The organism is Winogradskyella wandonensis, assembly GCF_004346845.1.
Taxonomy (GTDB): Bacteria; Bacteroidota; Bacteroidia; order Flavobacteriales; family Flavobacteriaceae; genus Winogradskyella; species Winogradskyella wandonensis.
The window spans coordinates 771,221-788,243 of the sequence record NZ_SMGI01000002.1; the positions used below are offsets into that span (position 1 = coordinate 771,221).

16 protein-coding genes are annotated in these 17,023 nt (G+C 36.1%); 14 read left to right on the plus strand and 2 right to left on the minus strand.

Features of this window, described 5'->3' with window-relative positions; translation table 11 throughout:
• Positions 1–213 precede the first annotated feature (213 nt).
• The 14 genes from lepA to DFQ05_RS08295 all read left to right on the plus strand — a co-directional run bounded on the left by lepA (position 214) and on the right by DFQ05_RS08295 (position 13,845).
• Entirely contained in the window at positions 214–2,010 is a 1,797-nt protein-coding gene (gene lepA / locus DFQ05_RS08230; RefSeq protein WP_132705115.1) for a translation elongation factor 4, read from the plus strand.
• Between the two features lie 61 nt (positions 2,011–2,071).
• Positions 2,072–3,184 carry an NAD(P)/FAD-dependent oxidoreductase gene (locus DFQ05_RS08235; protein WP_132704911.1) on the plus strand — a complete coding sequence of 371 codons (1,113 nt, stop codon included), beginning with the start codon at positions 2,072–2,074 and terminating at the stop codon, positions 3,182–3,184.
• 85 nt (positions 3,185–3,269) lie between these two features.
• On the plus strand, positions 3,270–3,725 hold the full coding sequence (locus DFQ05_RS08240; protein WP_132704912.1) for a GreA/GreB family elongation factor: 456 nt from the start codon (positions 3,270–3,272) through the stop codon (positions 3,723–3,725).
• Positions 3,726–3,833: 108 nt separating this feature from the next.
• The gene (locus tag DFQ05_RS08245) at positions 3,834–4,352 is read left to right on the plus strand and encodes a YceI family protein (protein ID WP_158281900.1); all 519 of its coding nucleotides are present in this window, start codon (positions 3,834–3,836) and stop codon (positions 4,350–4,352) included.
• Positions 4,349–5,479 (plus strand): NAD(P)/FAD-dependent oxidoreductase, encoded by a 1,131-nt coding sequence (locus tag DFQ05_RS08250; RefSeq protein ID WP_132704914.1) that lies wholly within the window; start codon positions 4,349–4,351, stop codon positions 5,477–5,479. Before DFQ05_RS08245 ends, DFQ05_RS08250 begins: the two co-directional genes overlap by 4 nt.
• Before the next feature lie 167 nt (positions 5,480–5,646).
• Entirely contained in the window at positions 5,647–6,309 is a 663-nt protein-coding gene (locus DFQ05_RS08255; RefSeq protein ID WP_132704915.1) for a methyltransferase domain-containing protein, read from the plus strand.
• Positions 6,310–7,362, plus strand: a complete 1,053-nt coding sequence (locus DFQ05_RS08260) for a type III polyketide synthase (RefSeq protein WP_132704916.1) — start codon at positions 6,310–6,312, stop codon at positions 7,360–7,362. It abuts the gene before it with no gap.
• A gap of 81 nt (positions 7,363–7,443) precedes the next feature.
• Complete coding sequence (locus tag DFQ05_RS08265; protein ID WP_132704917.1) at positions 7,444–8,241, plus strand: enoyl-ACP reductase FabI; 798 nt, start codon at positions 7,444–7,446, stop codon at positions 8,239–8,241.
• A gap of 1 nt (position 8,242) precedes the next feature.
• Complete coding sequence (locus DFQ05_RS08270; protein WP_158281901.1) at positions 8,243–8,956, plus strand: HNH endonuclease; 714 nt, start codon at positions 8,243–8,245, stop codon at positions 8,954–8,956.
• Complete coding sequence (locus DFQ05_RS08275) at positions 8,953–9,390, plus strand: 3-hydroxyacyl-ACP dehydratase FabZ family protein (RefSeq protein ID WP_132704919.1); 438 nt, start codon at positions 8,953–8,955, stop codon at positions 9,388–9,390. Before DFQ05_RS08270 ends, DFQ05_RS08275 begins: the two co-directional genes overlap by 4 nt.
• Entirely contained in the window at positions 9,387–10,658 is a 1,272-nt protein-coding gene (locus tag DFQ05_RS08280; protein WP_132704920.1) for a beta-ketoacyl-[acyl-carrier-protein] synthase family protein, read from the plus strand. Before DFQ05_RS08275 ends, DFQ05_RS08280 begins: the two co-directional genes overlap by 4 nt.
• A 114-nt stretch (positions 10,659–10,772) precedes the next feature.
• A complete protein-coding gene (locus DFQ05_RS08285; RefSeq protein WP_132704921.1) occupies positions 10,773–11,024 on the plus strand; it encodes an acyl carrier protein in 252 nt (83 codons plus the stop codon).
• Complete coding sequence (locus tag DFQ05_RS08290) at positions 11,024–11,584, plus strand: 4'-phosphopantetheinyl transferase superfamily protein (protein ID WP_132704922.1); 561 nt, start codon at positions 11,024–11,026, stop codon at positions 11,582–11,584. Before DFQ05_RS08285 ends, DFQ05_RS08290 begins: the two co-directional genes overlap by 1 nt.
• A gap of 8 nt (positions 11,585–11,592) precedes the next feature.
• The gene (locus DFQ05_RS08295; protein WP_132704923.1) at positions 11,593–13,845 is read left to right on the plus strand and encodes an efflux RND transporter permease subunit; all 2,253 of its coding nucleotides are present in this window, start codon (positions 11,593–11,595) and stop codon (positions 13,843–13,845) included.
• Position 13,846: 1 nt separating this feature from the next.
• Here the strand turns inward: DFQ05_RS08295 and DFQ05_RS08300 are convergent, their stop codons facing one another.
• Together DFQ05_RS08300 and DFQ05_RS08305 are read right to left on the minus strand one after the other, a co-directional pair.
• Positions 13,847–14,779 carry an ABC transporter ATP-binding protein gene (locus tag DFQ05_RS08300; RefSeq protein ID WP_132704924.1) on the minus strand — a complete coding sequence of 311 codons (933 nt, stop codon included), beginning with the start codon at positions 14,777–14,779 and terminating at the stop codon, positions 13,847–13,849.
• Positions 14,780–14,850: 71 nt separating this feature from the next.
• Complete coding sequence (locus tag DFQ05_RS08305; protein WP_132704925.1) at positions 14,851–17,007, minus strand: prolyl oligopeptidase family serine peptidase; 2,157 nt, start codon at positions 17,005–17,007, stop codon at positions 14,851–14,853.
• Positions 17,008–17,023: the final 16 nt, after the last annotated feature.

Consider the following 17,023-nt stretch of genomic DNA (forward strand, 5'->3'; position numbering starts at 1 on the left):
TTAACGCGAAAAAAATCGCAGTAAATAGGGGCTTCAATTTGATTTTTTGATTTAGTTAGTAAGTTGGTACAAGATATAAATAGTTTTTTACTTAAAATCGATGAAAATATACATTTAATAGCAGTTTTCTTGTAACTTAAGGAGTACTAAAGGTTTATAAAACACTTATATTTGCATCCCGAAGTTTCGGGAAAAATTGCTAAAGAAGAATACATGAAGAACATTAGAAATTTTTGCATCATTGCACACATTGATCACGGAAAGAGTACGTTAGCAGACCGCTTATTAGATTACACAGGTTCTGTTACCGATAGGGAAAAGCAAGATCAATTATTGGACAACATGGATTTGGAGCGTGAGCGAGGCATCACCATTAAGTCCCACGCCATACAAATGGATTACAAGTTCGAAGGTCAGGACTATGTTTTAAATCTTATTGACACACCTGGTCACGTAGATTTTTCCTATGAAGTGTCACGTTCTATTGCAGCTTGCGAAGGCGCATTACTTATTGTTGATGCGGCGCAAAGCATACAGGCACAAACGATTTCAAACTTATATTTAGCACTTGAAAATGATTTAGAAATTATTCCTGTACTTAACAAAGTTGATTTACCAAGCGCAAACCCAGAAGAAGTTACTGATGATATCGTAGATTTATTAGGTTGTGACCCAGAAGAAGTCATTCACGCCAGTGGAAAAACAGGTTTTGGAGTCGACAATATTCTTAAAGCTATTATCGAGCGTGTACCCGCACCTAAAGGCAACGAAGACGAGCCTTTACAAGCCTTAATTTTCGATTCGGTTTATAACCCATTTCGTGGTGTTGAGACTTACTTTAGAGTTATTAACGGAAAAATTAGAAAAGGCCAACAGATTAAATTCATTGCAACGGGCAACACCTATTTTGCAGATGAGGTCGGTACGCTAAAATTGAATCAAGTTAAAAAACAAGAGATAAAAGCTGGCGATGTTGGCTACTTAATTACGGGAATAAAAGATGCTCGTGAAGTAAAAGTAGGAGATACCATTACCGACGCTAAAACACCAACAACAAATGCCATTGAAGGGTTTGAGGATGTAAAGCCAATGGTTTTTGCTGGTATTTATCCTGTAGATACCGAAGATTATGAAGAGCTCAGAGCATCTATGGAAAAGCTTCAGCTTAACGATGCCTCACTTGTATTTGAGCCAGAAAGCTCTGCCGCTTTAGGCTTTGGTTTCCGTTGTGGATTCTTAGGAATGTTACATCTCGAAATTATTCAAGAACGCCTGGAGCGTGAGTTTAATATGACGGTGATTACTACCGTACCAAATGTAAGTTACCACGCTTTCACCAATAAACATCCGGACGATATCATCATTGTAAATAATCCGTCTGATTTACCTGAACCTTCAACCCTAAACCGTGTTGAAGAACCTTACATTAAAGCAACAATTATTACCAAAGCCGATTTCGTAGGTCCAGTAATGAGTTTATGTATCGAAAAACGAGGACAAATCACTAACCAGACCTACCTAACAACAGAGCGAGTAGAGTTGAGTTTTGATATGCCGTTGGCAGAGATTGTATTCGATTTTTACGATAGATTAAAGACGGTTTCTAAAGGCTACGCCTCTTTCGACTATTCGCCAATTGGAATGCGCGCCTCTAAATTGGTGCGTGTCGATATTTTATTAAATGGACAAACGGTAGATGCGCTTTCAGCATTAATTCATGCAGATAATGCCTATAATATTGGTAAAAAAATGACCGAAAAGCTTCGCGAATTAATACCACGTCAACAATTTGATATTCCGGTACAAGCGGCAATAGGTGCTAAAATTATTGCGCGCGAAACGATTAAAGCGCTTCGTAAAGATGTAACTGCCAAATGTTACGGCGGTGATATCTCACGTAAACGAAAACTCTTAGAAAAGCAGAAAAAAGGAAAGAAACGTATGCGCCAAGTGGGTAACGTAGAAATTCCTCAGCAAGCGTTTATGGCAGTTTTAAAATTGAATGATTAGGGTATAGCTCAATTATATTTTATACTTTGAAGCCTCTAAATTTTAGAGGCTTTTTTATAAGATGAATCTAAGCTACTGGGAAATAAAATCATGGTTAGCTAACGTCGATTTCACTATCATCGGTAGTGGTATTGTTGGGCTAAACTGTGCACTTCAGTTACGAGAAAAACATCCTAAAGCAAATATTCTAATCCTCGAAAAAGGCATTTTACCACAAGGCGCAAGTACTAAAAATGCAGGTTTTGCCTGTTTTGGGAGTTTAAGCGAGTTGATTTCAGACTTAGAGACACACTCAGAACAAGAAGTTTTTAGTTTGGTAAAACAGCGTGTGGACGGACTTAAATTATCAAGAGAAACACTCGGAGATAAGGCTATAGATTATCAACAACTTGGCGGCTACGAATTATTTACAAAAGAAGACAAAGCACTTTATGAGGAATGCTTAAGTCGAAAAAATGAGATTAATGATTTACTAAGACCTATTTTCAATGCTGAGGTTTTTAGTTTTAAGGATAATCAATTTGGATTTCAAAATGTTCAAGATACGTTTGGTTTTAATCAGTTTGAAGGGCAAATAGATACAGGTAAAATGATGGCAGCTTTATTTCAAAAAGCGCATCAAAAAGATATCAAAATTATTAATTCTACTGAAGTTTTATCGTTTTCAGAAGATGCAAATTCAGTAAAAATAAAAGCTAATCATTTTGAATTTTCAACACAAAAACTACTCATTGCTACAAATGGTTTCGCTTCAAAATTAATTGATGAAAACGTTAAGCCTGCACGCGCTCAAGTTCTTATCACAGAGCCAATAGAAAACTTAAACATTAAAGGCACGTTTCATCTCGATAAAGGCTACTACTATTTCAGAAATATAGACAATCGCATTCTTTTCGGTGGTGGTCGAAACCTCGATTTTAAAACTGAAGAGACTTCCGAATTTGGACAAACTCAATTGGTAAAAAACAAGCTAGAAGAACTTCTAAAAACAACTATTTTACCAAACAAAGATGTAAAGATTGATCATTATTGGTCAGGTATCATGGGCGTTGGTATCCAGAAAAAGCCAATCGTAAAACAACTAAGTAATAATGTGTTTTGCGGAGTAAGACTTGGTGGAATGGGTGTTGCTATTGGTAGCATAATAGGTAAAGATTTGGCAGATTTACCATAATTTTGTCAGTTCGAGCGCAGTCGAGAACTATTAAATCCAGTTTCAAAAAGGTTTCCACTGCGCTCAACCAGACATATAGATAAAGATGACCGAGAACATAAAACAAAACCTATACAACCAATGCCAAGCACAACTTGGCGCACGCTTAGAAGTCATCAAGAATAAAATTGCAGACATTCAAAATTCATTGCAATCCGAAACAAAAAGTACGGCTGGCGATAAGCACGAAACGGGAAGAGCCATGTTGCAATTAGAACGTGAGAAAGCAGGGCAGCAATTGGCAGAACTTCAAAAACAACAAGAGCTCCTTCATAAAATCAATCCAGAACAAACACACACCAAAGTAGCTTTAGGCAGTATAGTCAAAACGTCTTCAGCAAACTATTTTATTGCTGTTAGCATTGGCGAAATTAAGCTCAATAATGAGTTGTTTTTCGCCATTTCTGCTGCAACACCTATTGGTCAACTACTTCTTTCCAAACAAGTTGGCGACAGCGTTCAGTTTAGGGCGCAACAGTTCACAATTATAGAGATTATCTAGGAAAAAAGACCGTTTTAAAAACGGATTGCTTCTGCTATGTACATTAATTTGTCGTTTTTCTCTTATGAGCCTTTAGAATATTGTCATAACTTCACAATAAAATTTACTATGAGAATACGTTTAATAGTTTTGATTTTCTTATGTTTTGGAGTTAAGGTTTTTGCTCAAAATACATCATCAATAGATTTTGTAATAAGAAACCTTGGCGTTAACGTTGATGGTTTTTTTAAAAGCTTTACAGTAACCACAACCTTTGATGACGCCAATAATCTCCAAGATTTTACAGGAGAAATCAAGGCTAATTCTATAGAAACAGGAATAGAAAGTAGAGACGAGCATCTTCTTAAGGAAGACTATTTTTACGTATCAAAGTATCCATTAATTACCATGGATGTTGTGGAGTTGTATAAAAAAGCTGAAAATAGATATTCTGCAAAAGTTAATCTTAGGATTAAAGGAAAGGCAAAACAAATTACAATTCCATTAAAGGTTGAAATCACAGATTCTCAGCGTAAAATAACATCTGAGTTTGAAATTAACCGTAGAGATTTTAATGTCGGAGGTGGAAGTTTTGTAATGAGTAAAACTGTGAAAATTAAAGTTGTGCATATAGAAACCTTTCAATGAATAAAACCGAGATAGATGTAATTGTTATTGGTGGTGGTTTAGCCGGATTAACGAGTGCCATTCATTTGTCTAAAAAAGGTTTTAAGGTTTTACTTATCGAAAAAAACGGCTATCCAAAGCATAAAGTCTGTGGCGAGTATGTATCTAACGAAGTTTTGCCGTATTTCAATTTTTTAGGTTTTAATCCTTTTGAATTTGGTGCAAAACGCATTTCAGAATTTGAATTAACGACCCATAACAACAAAAACATTACTGCAAAATTACCACTTGGAGGTTTTGGGATGAGTCGGCACGAAATGGATTTTCAGTTGTACCAATTGGCATTAAAAAACGGTGTTAAAGTGCTTCAGGACACTGTGGAAGATGTACATTTCAATAACGATAGTTTTCAAGTTGAAACCAAAGAAAATCAAACGTTTCAGTCTAAAATTATTATAGGTGCCTTCGGAAAACGCTCAAATTTAGATGCAAAATTTCAACGGAAATTTATTCAAAAGAAGTCGCCATATTTAGGTGTGAAAATTCATGCTTCAGGAGAATTTCCTGAGGAAAAAGTAGCACTTCATAACTTTAAAGGCGGCTATTGCGGTGTATCTAAAGTAGAAAATGACCACATCAATTTATGCTACATTACCAATTTTAAAGCCTTTAAGAAGTTTAAAGATATTAATGCGTTCCAGGACGAGGTATTGTTTAAAAATGAAGCTTTAAAACAGATATTTCAAAACTCAAAACCAGAGTTTAAAAAACCTTTAACCATTAGTCAGATTTCGTTTGAAACTAAAAATCCGGTTGAAAATCATATGATTATGTGCGGAGATACCGCTGGAATGATTCATCCCTTATGTGGCAATGGCATGGGAATGGCGATTCGTAGTGCGCAAATAGCATCTGAGCTAATAATTGATTATCTTGAAGGAAAATTCGACAGTCGAGCAAATTTTGAAAATGCTTATACCAAACGCTGGAAAAAAACCTTTAGTTTAAGATTAAAAGCGGGACATACAATCGCGTATTTATTTCGGCAAAATTGGTTAGCGCCAAAGCTTTTGGTACTGTTAAGGTGGTTTCCATTTTTGGTACCGCAAATTATTAAAATGACGCATGGCAAGCCTATGAAAGTTTAAAGTAAATCTGGTGGCTAAGGTTCTCGAAGCCACGAAAAACAAGATAAATGGATGACTGAGTAGAGTCGAAGTCAAAAAAAAGTCTGTCTGTTCGAGCGCAGTCGAGAACTAATTAATTGAAAGTATTGTTTATAAACACCACATACCGCAGCAACAAAACCGAAATTATGGACGACTTTTCCATGAAAGGCGACCTGCTGCGCGACACTTTAGACAAGCTAGGAAAAATAAACAAATGGCTAGGAGGCAATCGAGTGACTTTAGATGGTGTTTCGCAATTGTTAAAACATCAATCCAAAGACCAAACATACACTATTATTGATTTGGGTTGCGGACATGGAGATATTTTGAGGCTAGTTGCGGACTTTGGAAGAAAAAACGGTTATCTGTTACGATTAATAGGTATAGATGCCAATCAAGATGCGATTGATTATGCTACGGAATTGTCGGTGGATTATCCCGAAATCACATTCGAAAACCATGATATTTTTTCGGAAGAATTTAAAAACTTAGATTACGATATCGCTCTAGCGACTTTGTTTTTGCATCATTTTAAAACCGAAGAATTAGAAGTGTTATTGAAGCAATTATCGGGCAAAGCAAGATTAGGGTTAGTAATTAACGATTTGCACAGAAGTGAAATGGCTTACGGTTTGTTTAGGCTGTTAAGTTTGGTAATTTCTAATCAAATGATAGTTGAAGATGGGTTAACTTCAATTTTAAGAGCCTTCAAAAGAAAAGACTTAGAAAACCTAACAAAAAAATTAAACCTCAAATCAGAAATCCGTTGGAAATGGGCATTCCGTTACCAATGGTTAATAAAAACATAGATGGCGGTACGCATTACATCAGTGGCAAAACAGTTGCCAGAACATACAAGAGAAACTAAAGATATTCTGCCTTTTGTCGAGCTTTGGCTCGATGGTCAAGACGAACGTTTTAAGCGAAAAGTGCTTAAGATTTTTGAAAATGCTGCGGTCGATAAGCGCTATTCTATTATGGGACCAGAAGAGGTTTTTCTTAAAACGTCTTTTGAAGAAAAAAACGACATTTACATCAGAGAATGCATAAAACTTGCTGAAAAAAGTTTAGTAAAAGCTTTAGATAAAGCAAGCTTAAAAGCTACTGATATCGACTATATCATCACCGTAAGTTGTACTGGGATTATGATTCCGTCTCTAGATGCGTATTTGATTAATAGTCTCAAAATGAAACAAGATATTGTGCGTTTGCCTGTAACAGAAATGGGTTGCGCGGCAGGAGTTTCGGGAATTATATATGCGAAGAATTTTCTTAAAGCAAATCCCAACAAACGCGCTGCTGTGATTGCAGTTGAGTCGCCAACAGCCACCTTTCAACTAGAAGATTATTCCATGGTAAACATTGTCAGTGCAGCTATTTTTGGTGATGGATGTGCGAGTGTAATTTTATCGTCTTATGAAGATGAAAAAGGACCAGAAATTAAAGACGAAGCCATGTATCATTTTTATGATGCGAATCACATGATGGGCTTCAAACTCAGAAATACAGGTTTGCAAATGGTCTTAGACCAATCGGTACCGCAAACAATTGCAGACCATTTCCCGAAGATTATTCATCCATTTTTAGAGAAAAACAATTTAAAAATTGAAGATATAGACCATTTGGTATTTCATCCAGGAGGAAAAAAAATAGTGCAAACCGTTGAAGATTTATTCGGAGAATTAGGTAAAAATATAGACGACACCAAAGAGGTTTTACGACTTTATGGAAATATGAGTAGTGCTACCGTTTTGTATGTGTTGGAGCGTTTTATGGATAGAGATTTACCAAAAGGAAATAAAGGCGTCATGCTTAGTTTTGGGCCTGGTTTCTCGGCGCAACGAATTTTATTAGAATGGTGACAAAATTTATTTTGTCATGCTGAACTGTCACACTGAGCGCAGTCGAAGTGTTCTTTCAGCATCTCATAAATTGAAAAGTAAATGACTAAAGAATTTCAAAATAAAAACCAATGGGCATTAATCCTTGGCGGAAGCTCAGGCTTAGGTTTAGCAACTGCAAAAAAGTTAGCCAAACACGGCATGAACATTTGCATTGTACATCGCAATCCGCGAATGCAAGAAGAAGCGATTCAAACTGAATTCGAAACCATAAAACAAGAAGGCGTTGCTTTTAAATCCTTCAACACAGACGCTTTTAAACCCGAAAAAAGAACCGCTGTAATCGAAGCTTTACAATCTGAGTTTGGAGATAAACACAAAATAAAAACTTTAGTTCACAGCGTTGCAAAAGGAAATTTAAAACCAATGGTTTCAGAAGATAACCCCTTTTTAAAACACGATGATTTTGCTTTGACCATTAAGGCAATGGGTATTAGTTTATACGATTGGACAAAAGCACTTTTTGACGCTAAACTTTTTGCTGAAGACACCAGAATTATAAGTTTTACAAGCGAAGGCAATAGCAAAGCGTGGCAAAATTATGCCGCAGTTTCGGCTGCAAAAGTGACCTTAGAGGCCATTACCAGAAACATTGCTTTAGAGTTTGCGCCATTCGGGATAAAAGCCAATTGCATCCAAGCAGGAGTTACAGACACGTCATCATTACGGATGATTCCTGGAAGCGAAAAAATTTTAGAGCACAGTTTAATAAGAAATCCAAACAAACGCTTAACCTTACCAGAAGATGTAGCTAACGCTGTTTACTTATTAAGTAAAGATGAAGCCGCTTGGATTACAGGAACAGTTATTCCTGTTGACGGTGGAGAACATTTATGTTAGTATGAAAAAAACATTTGATTCATATACAAAGGCCAAAGTTTTAAAGGCTTTTTTGAAAGACTCTTTAAGTCACAGACAAATAGAAAAAGACATTTTAGATATTCCGTATTTGGCTAGAGGTGGCGGTTTTGTGGCAATGGAGATATTGCATAGCTATAATATTAAGAAAGAAAAGAAAGGAATTTTAAAAAATAAATCTATAGATGAATTATATGAAATTAAAGATAAAAAGTTTAATCGGGGTTTAGATTTATTAATAGAGTTAGACTCTTCTTATGAAGAGTCTGAAAAATATTTTAACTCATTTTCTGAAATAGACAACAATATAATAACTGATAGAATTAGTCAAGTTAAAGCTAGAGTTTTTCAAGATAAACTAAGGAGGATAGTATTATCAAATTATTATTGTAAATGTGCTTTTTGTGAAATTGATAAAGAAGATTTATTGATATGCAGCCATATAAAGCCTTGGGCAATCTCAATCGAAGATAGATTGAAAGCAACTAACGCAATTTGTTTATGTGTTTTACATGATAAGTTATTCGACAAAGGTTATTTTGGGTTAGATTCTAGTTATAATATTGTCTTTTCAAAAAAGGCAGATTTGACAATAAAAAGAATACTTGAACCTTTAAAATTTAGAAAACCAATAAGAAGTCAACCAAGTTTAGAGTTTTTAAATTATCACTTAAAAGAGATTTGTTTAATAGAATGAACCCAGAACAAATCATATCACTCTTACCATATCAAAACCCCTTTTTGTTTGTGGATGGTATCAATCAAATTTCAGAAGATGGAATAAAAGGTCATTACACCTTCAAACCAGATGAGTTTTTCTACGAAGGTCACTTTAAAAACAACCCTATTACACCAGGTGTTATCCTAACGGAATGCATGGCGCAAATTGGTTTGGTGTGTTTAGGCATTTATTTAATAAAAGACGAATTGAATTCTGAAAATCAACCGCAAATAGCCTTAACATCTAATCAAGTAGATTTCTATTTGACAGTTTTACCCGGCGAAAAAGTGACTGTGACTTCAGAAAAAGAAGTGTTTCGTTTTAATAAGTTAAAGTGCAAGGTAAAAATGTTAAATGAAAAAGGTGAGTTGATTGCAAGAGGTTTAATTTCAGGAATGATGAAAGCATGAAAAATAGAGTTGTCATAACAGGGTTAGGCGTTGTTGCGCCAAATGGTGTTGGAATTTCAGAATTTACCAAAGCGTTGAAACAAGGTAAATCTGGAATTATGTTTCATCAAGAATTAGCAGATTTAAAATTCTCTTGTCAAATTGGTGGAATTCCAACTATTTCAGATGAACTAAAATCAAAATATTTTACCGATTTACAGTTACGAGGTTTTAATAGTTCGGGTATTTTATATGGTTGCATTGCAGGCATCGACGCATGGAAAGACGCAGGCTTCGACAGTAATCCAGATAGCGAATTGGACTATGATACGGGACTAATTTTCGGCACAGGAACTTCGGGTGTTGAGAAATTCCGAGAAGCGATTTACAAGCTTGATGAAGGTCAAGTAAGACGCTTAGGAAGCACTGTTGTGTTACAAACCATGGCAAGTGGTGTCAGTGCGTATTTAAGCGGAATGTTGGGTTTTGGTAATCAAGTCACTACAAATTCTTCGGCATGTACAACAGGAACCGAAGCTGTTTTAATGGGTTTTGAGCGCATCCAAAACGGAAAAGCTAAACGCATGTTGGTTGGTAGTTGTAGCGACCACGGACCTTATGTTTGGGGCGGATTCGATGCCATGCGCGTTATGACGTATAAGCATAACGATTCACCTGAAGAAGCATCGCGACCAATGAGTGCAACAGCTTCAGGTTTTGTTCCCGGAAGTGGCGCGGGTGCGCTGGTTTTAGAATCTCTTGAAAGCGCTTTAGAACGCGGTGCCAAAATTTATGCTGAGGTTCTTGGAGGTGAAGTCAACTCTGGCGGACAACGTCAAGGCGGAACCTTAACTGCCCCAAATGCTGAAGCTGTGCAACGTTGCATTACAAAGGCGATTCAGAATTCGGGAGTTTCCTCAAATGATATAAATGTTATAAACGGGCATCTTACCGCAACGACAAAAGATGGTTTGGAAATCGAAAATTGGACAAAAGCTTTACATAGAAATGGAAGCAATTTTCCGTATATCAATTCAACAAAATCTATGGTTGGGCATTGTTTGGCTGCTGCTGGAGCTATTGAATGCGTGGCAAGTATTATTCAGCTTGAAGAACAGTTTATAGCACCAAATATTAATTGCGAAGATTTGCATCCAGATATTGAAGCAATTGTGAATCGCGAGCAAATTCCGACTGAAAAATTGAATCTAAATTTTGATGTGATTGCTAAAGCCAGTTTTGGATTTGGAGATGTGAATGCTTGTGTGATTTTTAGAAAATTCAAGTAGTTTAGATAATGTCACCTTGAGTGCAGTCGAATTACAATTTTCAATTTTATTAAATTGAAAATCACTCGAACTGACATCATCAAAATCCCTATCTTTACTATATAAAATAACAATATGACCAATAACGAATTAATAGAAAAACTTAAAGGCATTATTGCCCCATATATCCAAGATGAAGCGGCTTTTGAAAACCTTAACGAAGACACGGATTTTGTAAAAGATTTAAAGATTAATTCAGCCAATTTGGTCGATATCATTTTAGATATTGAAGACGAATTTGACATCCGGTTAGAAAATGAGGACATGGAAAAAATGCTCGATGTAAAATCGGCAATGGCTATTGTAAATGCTAAGCTCGACGCCTAATGGTTGGCAACGATATTGTAGATATCGCACAAGCCCAGAAAGACTCTAATTGGCAACGCCCACGTTTTTTGGACAAACTCTTTACTGAGAAGGAACAAGAATTTATCAAAAACTCTGGAGACAAAACTATTACCGTTTGGCAGTTGTGGTCCATGAAAGAGGCGGCTTACAAACTATATGTTCAAAAACATCCAAGTCGGTTTTACGCACCAAAGCAGTTTGAATGTGTCGCACATGCTTCAATTTGGAAGGTGAATTACAAAGAGTTCTCATGTTATCTTTCAATCAAAAAAACAACAGATTACATTGTATCTGAAGCGCGATTAATTCCGCATAAAATGACATCTGAACTCGTAGTTTTTAAAGATGAAAATTTAAAAAGTCAGCGTCAAGTTTTAAGAGATAAACTAAGTGAAAGGATTAGTAAGAGCGACAATATTTGGACCAACACTATAGAATTCCAAAAATCAGAATTTGGTATTCCGACTGTGAAGTTTGATTCTAAAATAATGAATTTGAGCCTGACACATCATGGCAGATTTGGCGCTTTTGCTTTCTAGAAATAACTATGAAAAAATTAGAAAACCTCATATCAAAAATCATAAAATTCAGAATTGCAATCATTGCTTTTTTGGCAGTTGCTTTGGGATTTTCTGGCTATAATACGCTAAATAAATTAAGCGTTGACAACTCGCTTGGCATTTGGTTTTTAGAAGATGACCCAAGCTATCAAGCGTACATTAAATTTCAAGAAGAATTTGGGTCTGACGAGATTTTTATTGCTATGTTTCCTGTCGAAAATGCTATTGGGAAAAAAGAGGTTTCAGATTTAAAAGCGCTTCACAACCGTATTGATGCATTACCATACGTGCAAACCTCTTTCAGTTTAGCAAAAGCGAAATACCCTATTTACGCCAATCAGAAGATTAATTTTGATGATTTATATAATGACCAACGAAGCGATAGAGGTTTAAAAAATCTATTCAGCAAACTGCCAAATATCACATCGCAGTTAGTGTCTAAAGATTATAAAAGTCAGTTCTTTTATATTCAACTAAAGCCAACATCTACGGTTGAAGAAGAGCGCCAAGCCATTGCTGCAGAAATGCGGCAAATTATCGAAGAAAACTACAAAAATTATTACCTCACAGGTCCACCAGTTTTAAACGAGGCTTACAGTAAAGGTATTTATAAGGAGAGTCTCCTGTTTGGGGTTTTAACCGTTTTGGTGATTACGTTGATGTTGCTGTTTTTATTGCCGAGTAAACGTTATTTAATTATTTCGTTATTATCCGTTGCCATACCGATTAGCTTACTTTTTGGACTCATAACATCGCTTGGATTTGCTCTGAATATGATATCCATGCTCATTCCAACTATACTTATGGTTTATAGTGTTAGTGATGCAGTGCATATCATAAATATTTATCACAAAGAAGGCCTGACAAATAAATCGTTGACAAAAGTTGAACTTTTGGCTGTAGCCATTCGTAAAAGTTTTACGCCATGTTTTTACACGACTTTAACGACGTTTGTCGGTTATTTTGCACTGTATTTATCGCCATTACCAGCGTTTAAAAACATGGGTGTTTTTACCTGTATTGGCCTAGTGTTCAGTTTTATTTTGGTGTATATCATTACCATTATTGGATTTAGTTATATGAATCTCAATTTTGAAAAAGCAAAACCCTTATTAAGCTTAAAGCGTTTAAACCAATCTGCTTTTATCGATTGGTTGAATCGCGTGACATCCGATTATAAAAACGGAATTATTGTAGGGTTTACAGCGGTTTTAATATTTGGGTTTTACTCTATTTTTCAGGTGAAAATAGACACCAATTCTCGTGATCTTTTGGCCGAAGGAAAAGCCAAACACGATTTACGAAAAGTTGAAACAGAACTTGGCGGTAGCAACCGTTTGCAAATAAATATTTCGACATCTGACGGAAGTGTTATTCTGAATAAAGACGCGTTTAAACAGCTCGAAGATTTTCAAGCAAAACTTGAGGCAAACGAATTGATGTCTAATCCTGTTTCGGTGGTGACGATTAAACAATTCTTAGAAAAGCGAACGCCAGTCTTGTTTCAATCTAATGTATCGGAAAATAAATTGAAAGAAACATTGGCTGAGGTTGATACTAAGAAAAATCAATTCTTTAAATTATTCTCGGATGATTTATCTACGGCAGGTTTTACTTTAACCCTGATGGAAGGACGCACATCTCAACTCAATAAAGTTTTAGACGATATAAAATTAGCGTTTGAATCGTCTTTTGATACTAAGAAATTCGATTTAAAAATTAATGGGTTTGCAGTGGTTTTTGCGCAGCTCAATAACTTTATTTTAGAAACACAATTCAAATCGTTTTTTGCTGCATTTGTTGTGGCTTTCTTTTGCTTATTGTTTTTTATTAAACGCTTTAGAACAACGGTTTTAGTGCTCATCCCCAATCTTTTACCACTGACTGTTTTGGCAATTTTAATGAGTCTATTAGACATTCCATTAGACGTTACCACGGCGATGATTACGCCAATCATGTTAGGTATCGCTATGGATGATACGATTCACCTTGTACACAAATACCGAAAAAGTAAACGCGTACAAGGTACAGCCGAAGAACGCATGAATAAAGCCATGCATTACACAGGAAGCGCTTTGTTTTCGACCACAATTGCTTTAGTTGGTGGCTTTTTAATCATAGCGAGCAGTGCCACGCCATCGGTTCGCGATTTCGGCTTGTTATGCGCTACAACTGTTGCTATTGCTTTAATTACGGATATTTTTTATTTGCCGGCGTTGTTGAAGAAGTTTGATAGATGATTTATTTCTGAAAAGAGAAGAATATCTGTGTTTCAGGCTCTATTGGTGTTTTATGATAAATGAATATGGTATTTGAGTCACAATCAACCTCAACCAACCAAAAATCTCCATTAAAATAGCTTGCTTTAACAATCCCTTTTTTGGTCGCTGAGGTGTCTCGAAGCGAATCTTCATCAACTATTCTGAGTTTATGCGCATAATAAATTTTACCATCAATCACATTAAACTCTCCAAAAAAGGAGGCAATTAATGGCAGTTTAGGATTGTTGTATAAGTTTTGTGGTGTGTCTTTAGCAATGATTTTTTTTTGGTCTAAAACTAGCATTTCATCGGCGAAGCCAAGAACATCATTATTGTCGTGCGTGGCGACAATGCATGCAATATTATTTTCTTTTAAATAAGAAAATACTCTTCTACGGAGCGATTGTTTTTTAAAATTATCGATATGGCTAAATGGCTCGTCGAGTAATAAAATTTCGGGTTGTTTGGCTAAGGCACGAGCTAAAGCTACACGCTGTTTTTGTCCGCCGCTAAGATTTTTAATTTTTGTTTTTGCAAAAGCTTCGAGCTCAACAACTTTGATGAGTTCGGTGGTGCGTTTTTGTTTCTCTTCGTGATAGAAGCGTGATAAATACTTTCCTATATTTTCTTCGACAGTTATAAAAGGCATCAAATCGAATTCCTGCGCCACGTACTTCATAAATTCGTAACCGATTACCAAGTTATGTTTTGGTCCTAGGATTTGGGTGTCTTTCCAAAAAATGTCGCCTTGGTCTACATCATATTCGCCATAAATAAGTTTTAAAAGCGTGCTTTTTCCAGAGCCACTTTTGCCAATAATCGCTAGATTTTTACCTTTTTCAAGATTAAAACTGATATTATCTAATACCAGAGTTTTATCGTAACCAAAAGTTATATGTTTTACTTGAAGCATTATGCAAAAATAAGACCTACAAAGCTATTACCACTTTGTAGGTCAATTTTATTATAGTCTTTGGCAAGTACTTAATCCTTAAAATCTTGATTTGGCAAGGTTTTAAAGCCCATGTTAAATAGCGTAAAACCATAAATATCGGCATATTGCTCTATGGTTTTGCTTACTGGCGTTCCGGCACCATGTCCTGCATCTGTTTCAATTCTTATAAGTGTTGGGTTATCTCCTGTTTGCTTTGCTTGTAACTCTGCAGCAAATTTAAAACTGTGCGCAGGCACCACACGATCGTCATGATCACCAGTTGTGACCATAGTCGCAGGATATGACGTTCCATTTTTCACATTATGAACAGGCGAATAGCCTTTAAGATACTCAAACATTTCTTTGCTGTCCTCAGCTGTTCCGTAATCATATGCCCAACCTGCACCTGCAGTAAACGTATGGTAACGTAACATATCTAAAACACCAACAGCAGGCAACGCAACTTTCATTAAATCTGGACGCTGCGTCATGGTTGCACCTACTAATAATCCGCCATTAGAACCACCTCTAATGGCTAAATAATCTGATGAGGTATAGTTGTTTTCTATTAAATATTCTGCTGCCGCAATAAAATCATCAAACACATTTTGCTTTTTTTGCTGAGTCCCTGCATCGTGCCATGCTTTTCCGTATTCGCCACCACCACGAAGATTTGGCACGGCGTAAATGCCACCTTGCTCCATCCAAATGGCATTGGTGATACTGAAACTTGGGGTTAGACTGATATTGAATCCGCCATAGCCATATAGAATGGTTGGGTTTTTACCATTAAGCTCAAGCCCTTTTTTATGGGTAATAATCATAGGCACTTTTGTACCATCTTTAGACGTGTAAAAAACTTGATTGCTTTCGTAATCTTCTGGATTGAAATCTATCTCTGGTTTACGGAATAGTTCTGAAGTCCCTTTCTCAATATCGTATTTGTAGATACTTCCAGGAGTCACATAATTGGTGAACGAGTAGTATAATTCTTTATCTTCTTTTTTAGCGCCAAATCCGCCAGCAGAACCAACACCTGGTAATTCTACCTCACGAATTAGTTTCCCGTCGTAATCGTATTGTAAAACCTTAGAAACAGCGTCTACCATATATTCGGCAAAGAAATAGCCGCCACCTGTAGATGGACTTAATACGTTTTCGGTTTCTGGAATAAAATCTACCCAATTTTCTGGTGTTGGGTCACTCGCATCAACCGTTACAATCTTTTGGTTTGGCGCATTTAAATTGGTCATTATGTAAAGTTTAGACCCGACATTTTCGATAATGTTAGAATCGCTATCGGTATGGTCTAAAATGGTTACAAAATCTGAATTTGGTTTTGTTAAATCTTTGATTAATAATTTATTTCCAGATGTAGAAACTCGTGGTGTAATAATAAGATATCGGTCATCCTCAGTAACGCCACCATAAATATAGCGATGCTTTTGTTCTGGTGTGCCACCGTAAATTAGTTCATCTTCCGACTGTGGTGTTCTTAATTTGTGATAATATACTTTATGCTGGTCTGTTTTGGCAGAAAGTTCACTTCCTTCTGGTTTATCATAGCTAGAATAATAAAAACCTTCGTTTTTGTACCAAGACATGCCACTGAATTTAATGTCTACAAGCGTGTCTTCCACAATTTTTTTAGACTCAACATCCATAACCAATATTTTACGCCAATCACTTCCACCTTCGGAAATAGAGTAGGCTAAAATTTTTCCGTTTTTGGAGAAACTTGTTCCGCCTAAGGAAATTGTTCCGTCTTCTTTAAAGGTGTTTGGGTCTAAGAAGACTTCTGCAGTACTTGGGTCGGCATCGTTTTTATAACGGTAAATGACATATTGATTTTGAAGTCCATCATTTTTGTAGAAATAGGTATAATCACCTTCGATAAATGGTGCACCAACTTTTTCATAATTCCATAGTTTAGATAAACGTTCTTTAAGTTTTTCACGATACGGAATATTTGCCAAGTAATCTTGAGTAACTGCATTTTGACGCTTAACCCAATCTTCTGTTTCTTCGCTGCGGTCGTCCTCGAGCCAACGATATGGGTCTTTTACTTCCTCTCCAAAATAGGTGTCTACATGGTCCACCTTAGCCGTTTCTGGGTATTGAACTTTAATCACTTCTTTAGTTTCTTTTTCATTTTTACAAGACATAAAAAATACGAATGCTAATAACAAATAAGGAATACGTTTCATTGTTTTAGGTTTTGTT

Coding starts and splice junctions, on each gene's coding strand:
- DFQ05_RS08265 (WP_132704917.1), top strand. CDS start 7,444: ATGACTAAAGAATTTCAAAATAAAAACCAATGGGCATTAATCCTTGGC.
- DFQ05_RS08235 (WP_132704911.1), top strand. CDS start 2,072: ATGAATCTAAGCTACTGGGAAATAAAATCATGGTTAGCTAACGTCGAT.
- DFQ05_RS08245 (WP_158281900.1), top strand. CDS start 3,834: ATGAGAATACGTTTAATAGTTTTGATTTTCTTATGTTTTGGAGTTAAG.
- DFQ05_RS08260 (WP_132704916.1), top strand. CDS start 6,310: ATGGCGGTACGCATTACATCAGTGGCAAAACAGTTGCCAGAACATACA.
- lepA (WP_132705115.1), top strand. CDS start 214: ATGAAGAACATTAGAAATTTTTGCATCATTGCACACATTGATCACGGA.
- DFQ05_RS08250 (WP_132704914.1), top strand. CDS start 4,349: ATGAATAAAACCGAGATAGATGTAATTGTTATTGGTGGTGGTTTAGCC.
- DFQ05_RS08280 (WP_132704920.1), top strand. CDS start 9,387: ATGAAAAATAGAGTTGTCATAACAGGGTTAGGCGTTGTTGCGCCAAAT.
- DFQ05_RS08300 (WP_132704924.1), bottom strand. CDS start 14,779: ATGCTTCAAGTAAAACATATAACTTTTGGTTACGATAAAACTCTGGTA.
- DFQ05_RS08285 (WP_132704921.1), top strand. CDS start 10,773: ATGACCAATAACGAATTAATAGAAAAACTTAAAGGCATTATTGCCCCA.
- DFQ05_RS08305 (WP_132704925.1), bottom strand. CDS start 17,007: ATGAAACGTATTCCTTATTTGTTATTAGCATTCGTATTTTTTATGTCT.
- DFQ05_RS08270 (WP_158281901.1), top strand. CDS start 8,243: ATGAAAAAAACATTTGATTCATATACAAAGGCCAAAGTTTTAAAGGCT.
- DFQ05_RS08240 (WP_132704912.1), top strand. CDS start 3,270: ATGACCGAGAACATAAAACAAAACCTATACAACCAATGCCAAGCACAA.
- DFQ05_RS08290 (WP_132704922.1), top strand. CDS start 11,024: ATGGTTGGCAACGATATTGTAGATATCGCACAAGCCCAGAAAGACTCT.
- DFQ05_RS08275 (WP_132704919.1), top strand. CDS start 8,953: ATGAACCCAGAACAAATCATATCACTCTTACCATATCAAAACCCCTTT.
- DFQ05_RS08295 (WP_132704923.1), top strand. CDS start 11,593: ATGAAAAAATTAGAAAACCTCATATCAAAAATCATAAAATTCAGAATT.
- DFQ05_RS08255 (WP_132704915.1), top strand. CDS start 5,647: ATGGACGACTTTTCCATGAAAGGCGACCTGCTGCGCGACACTTTAGAC.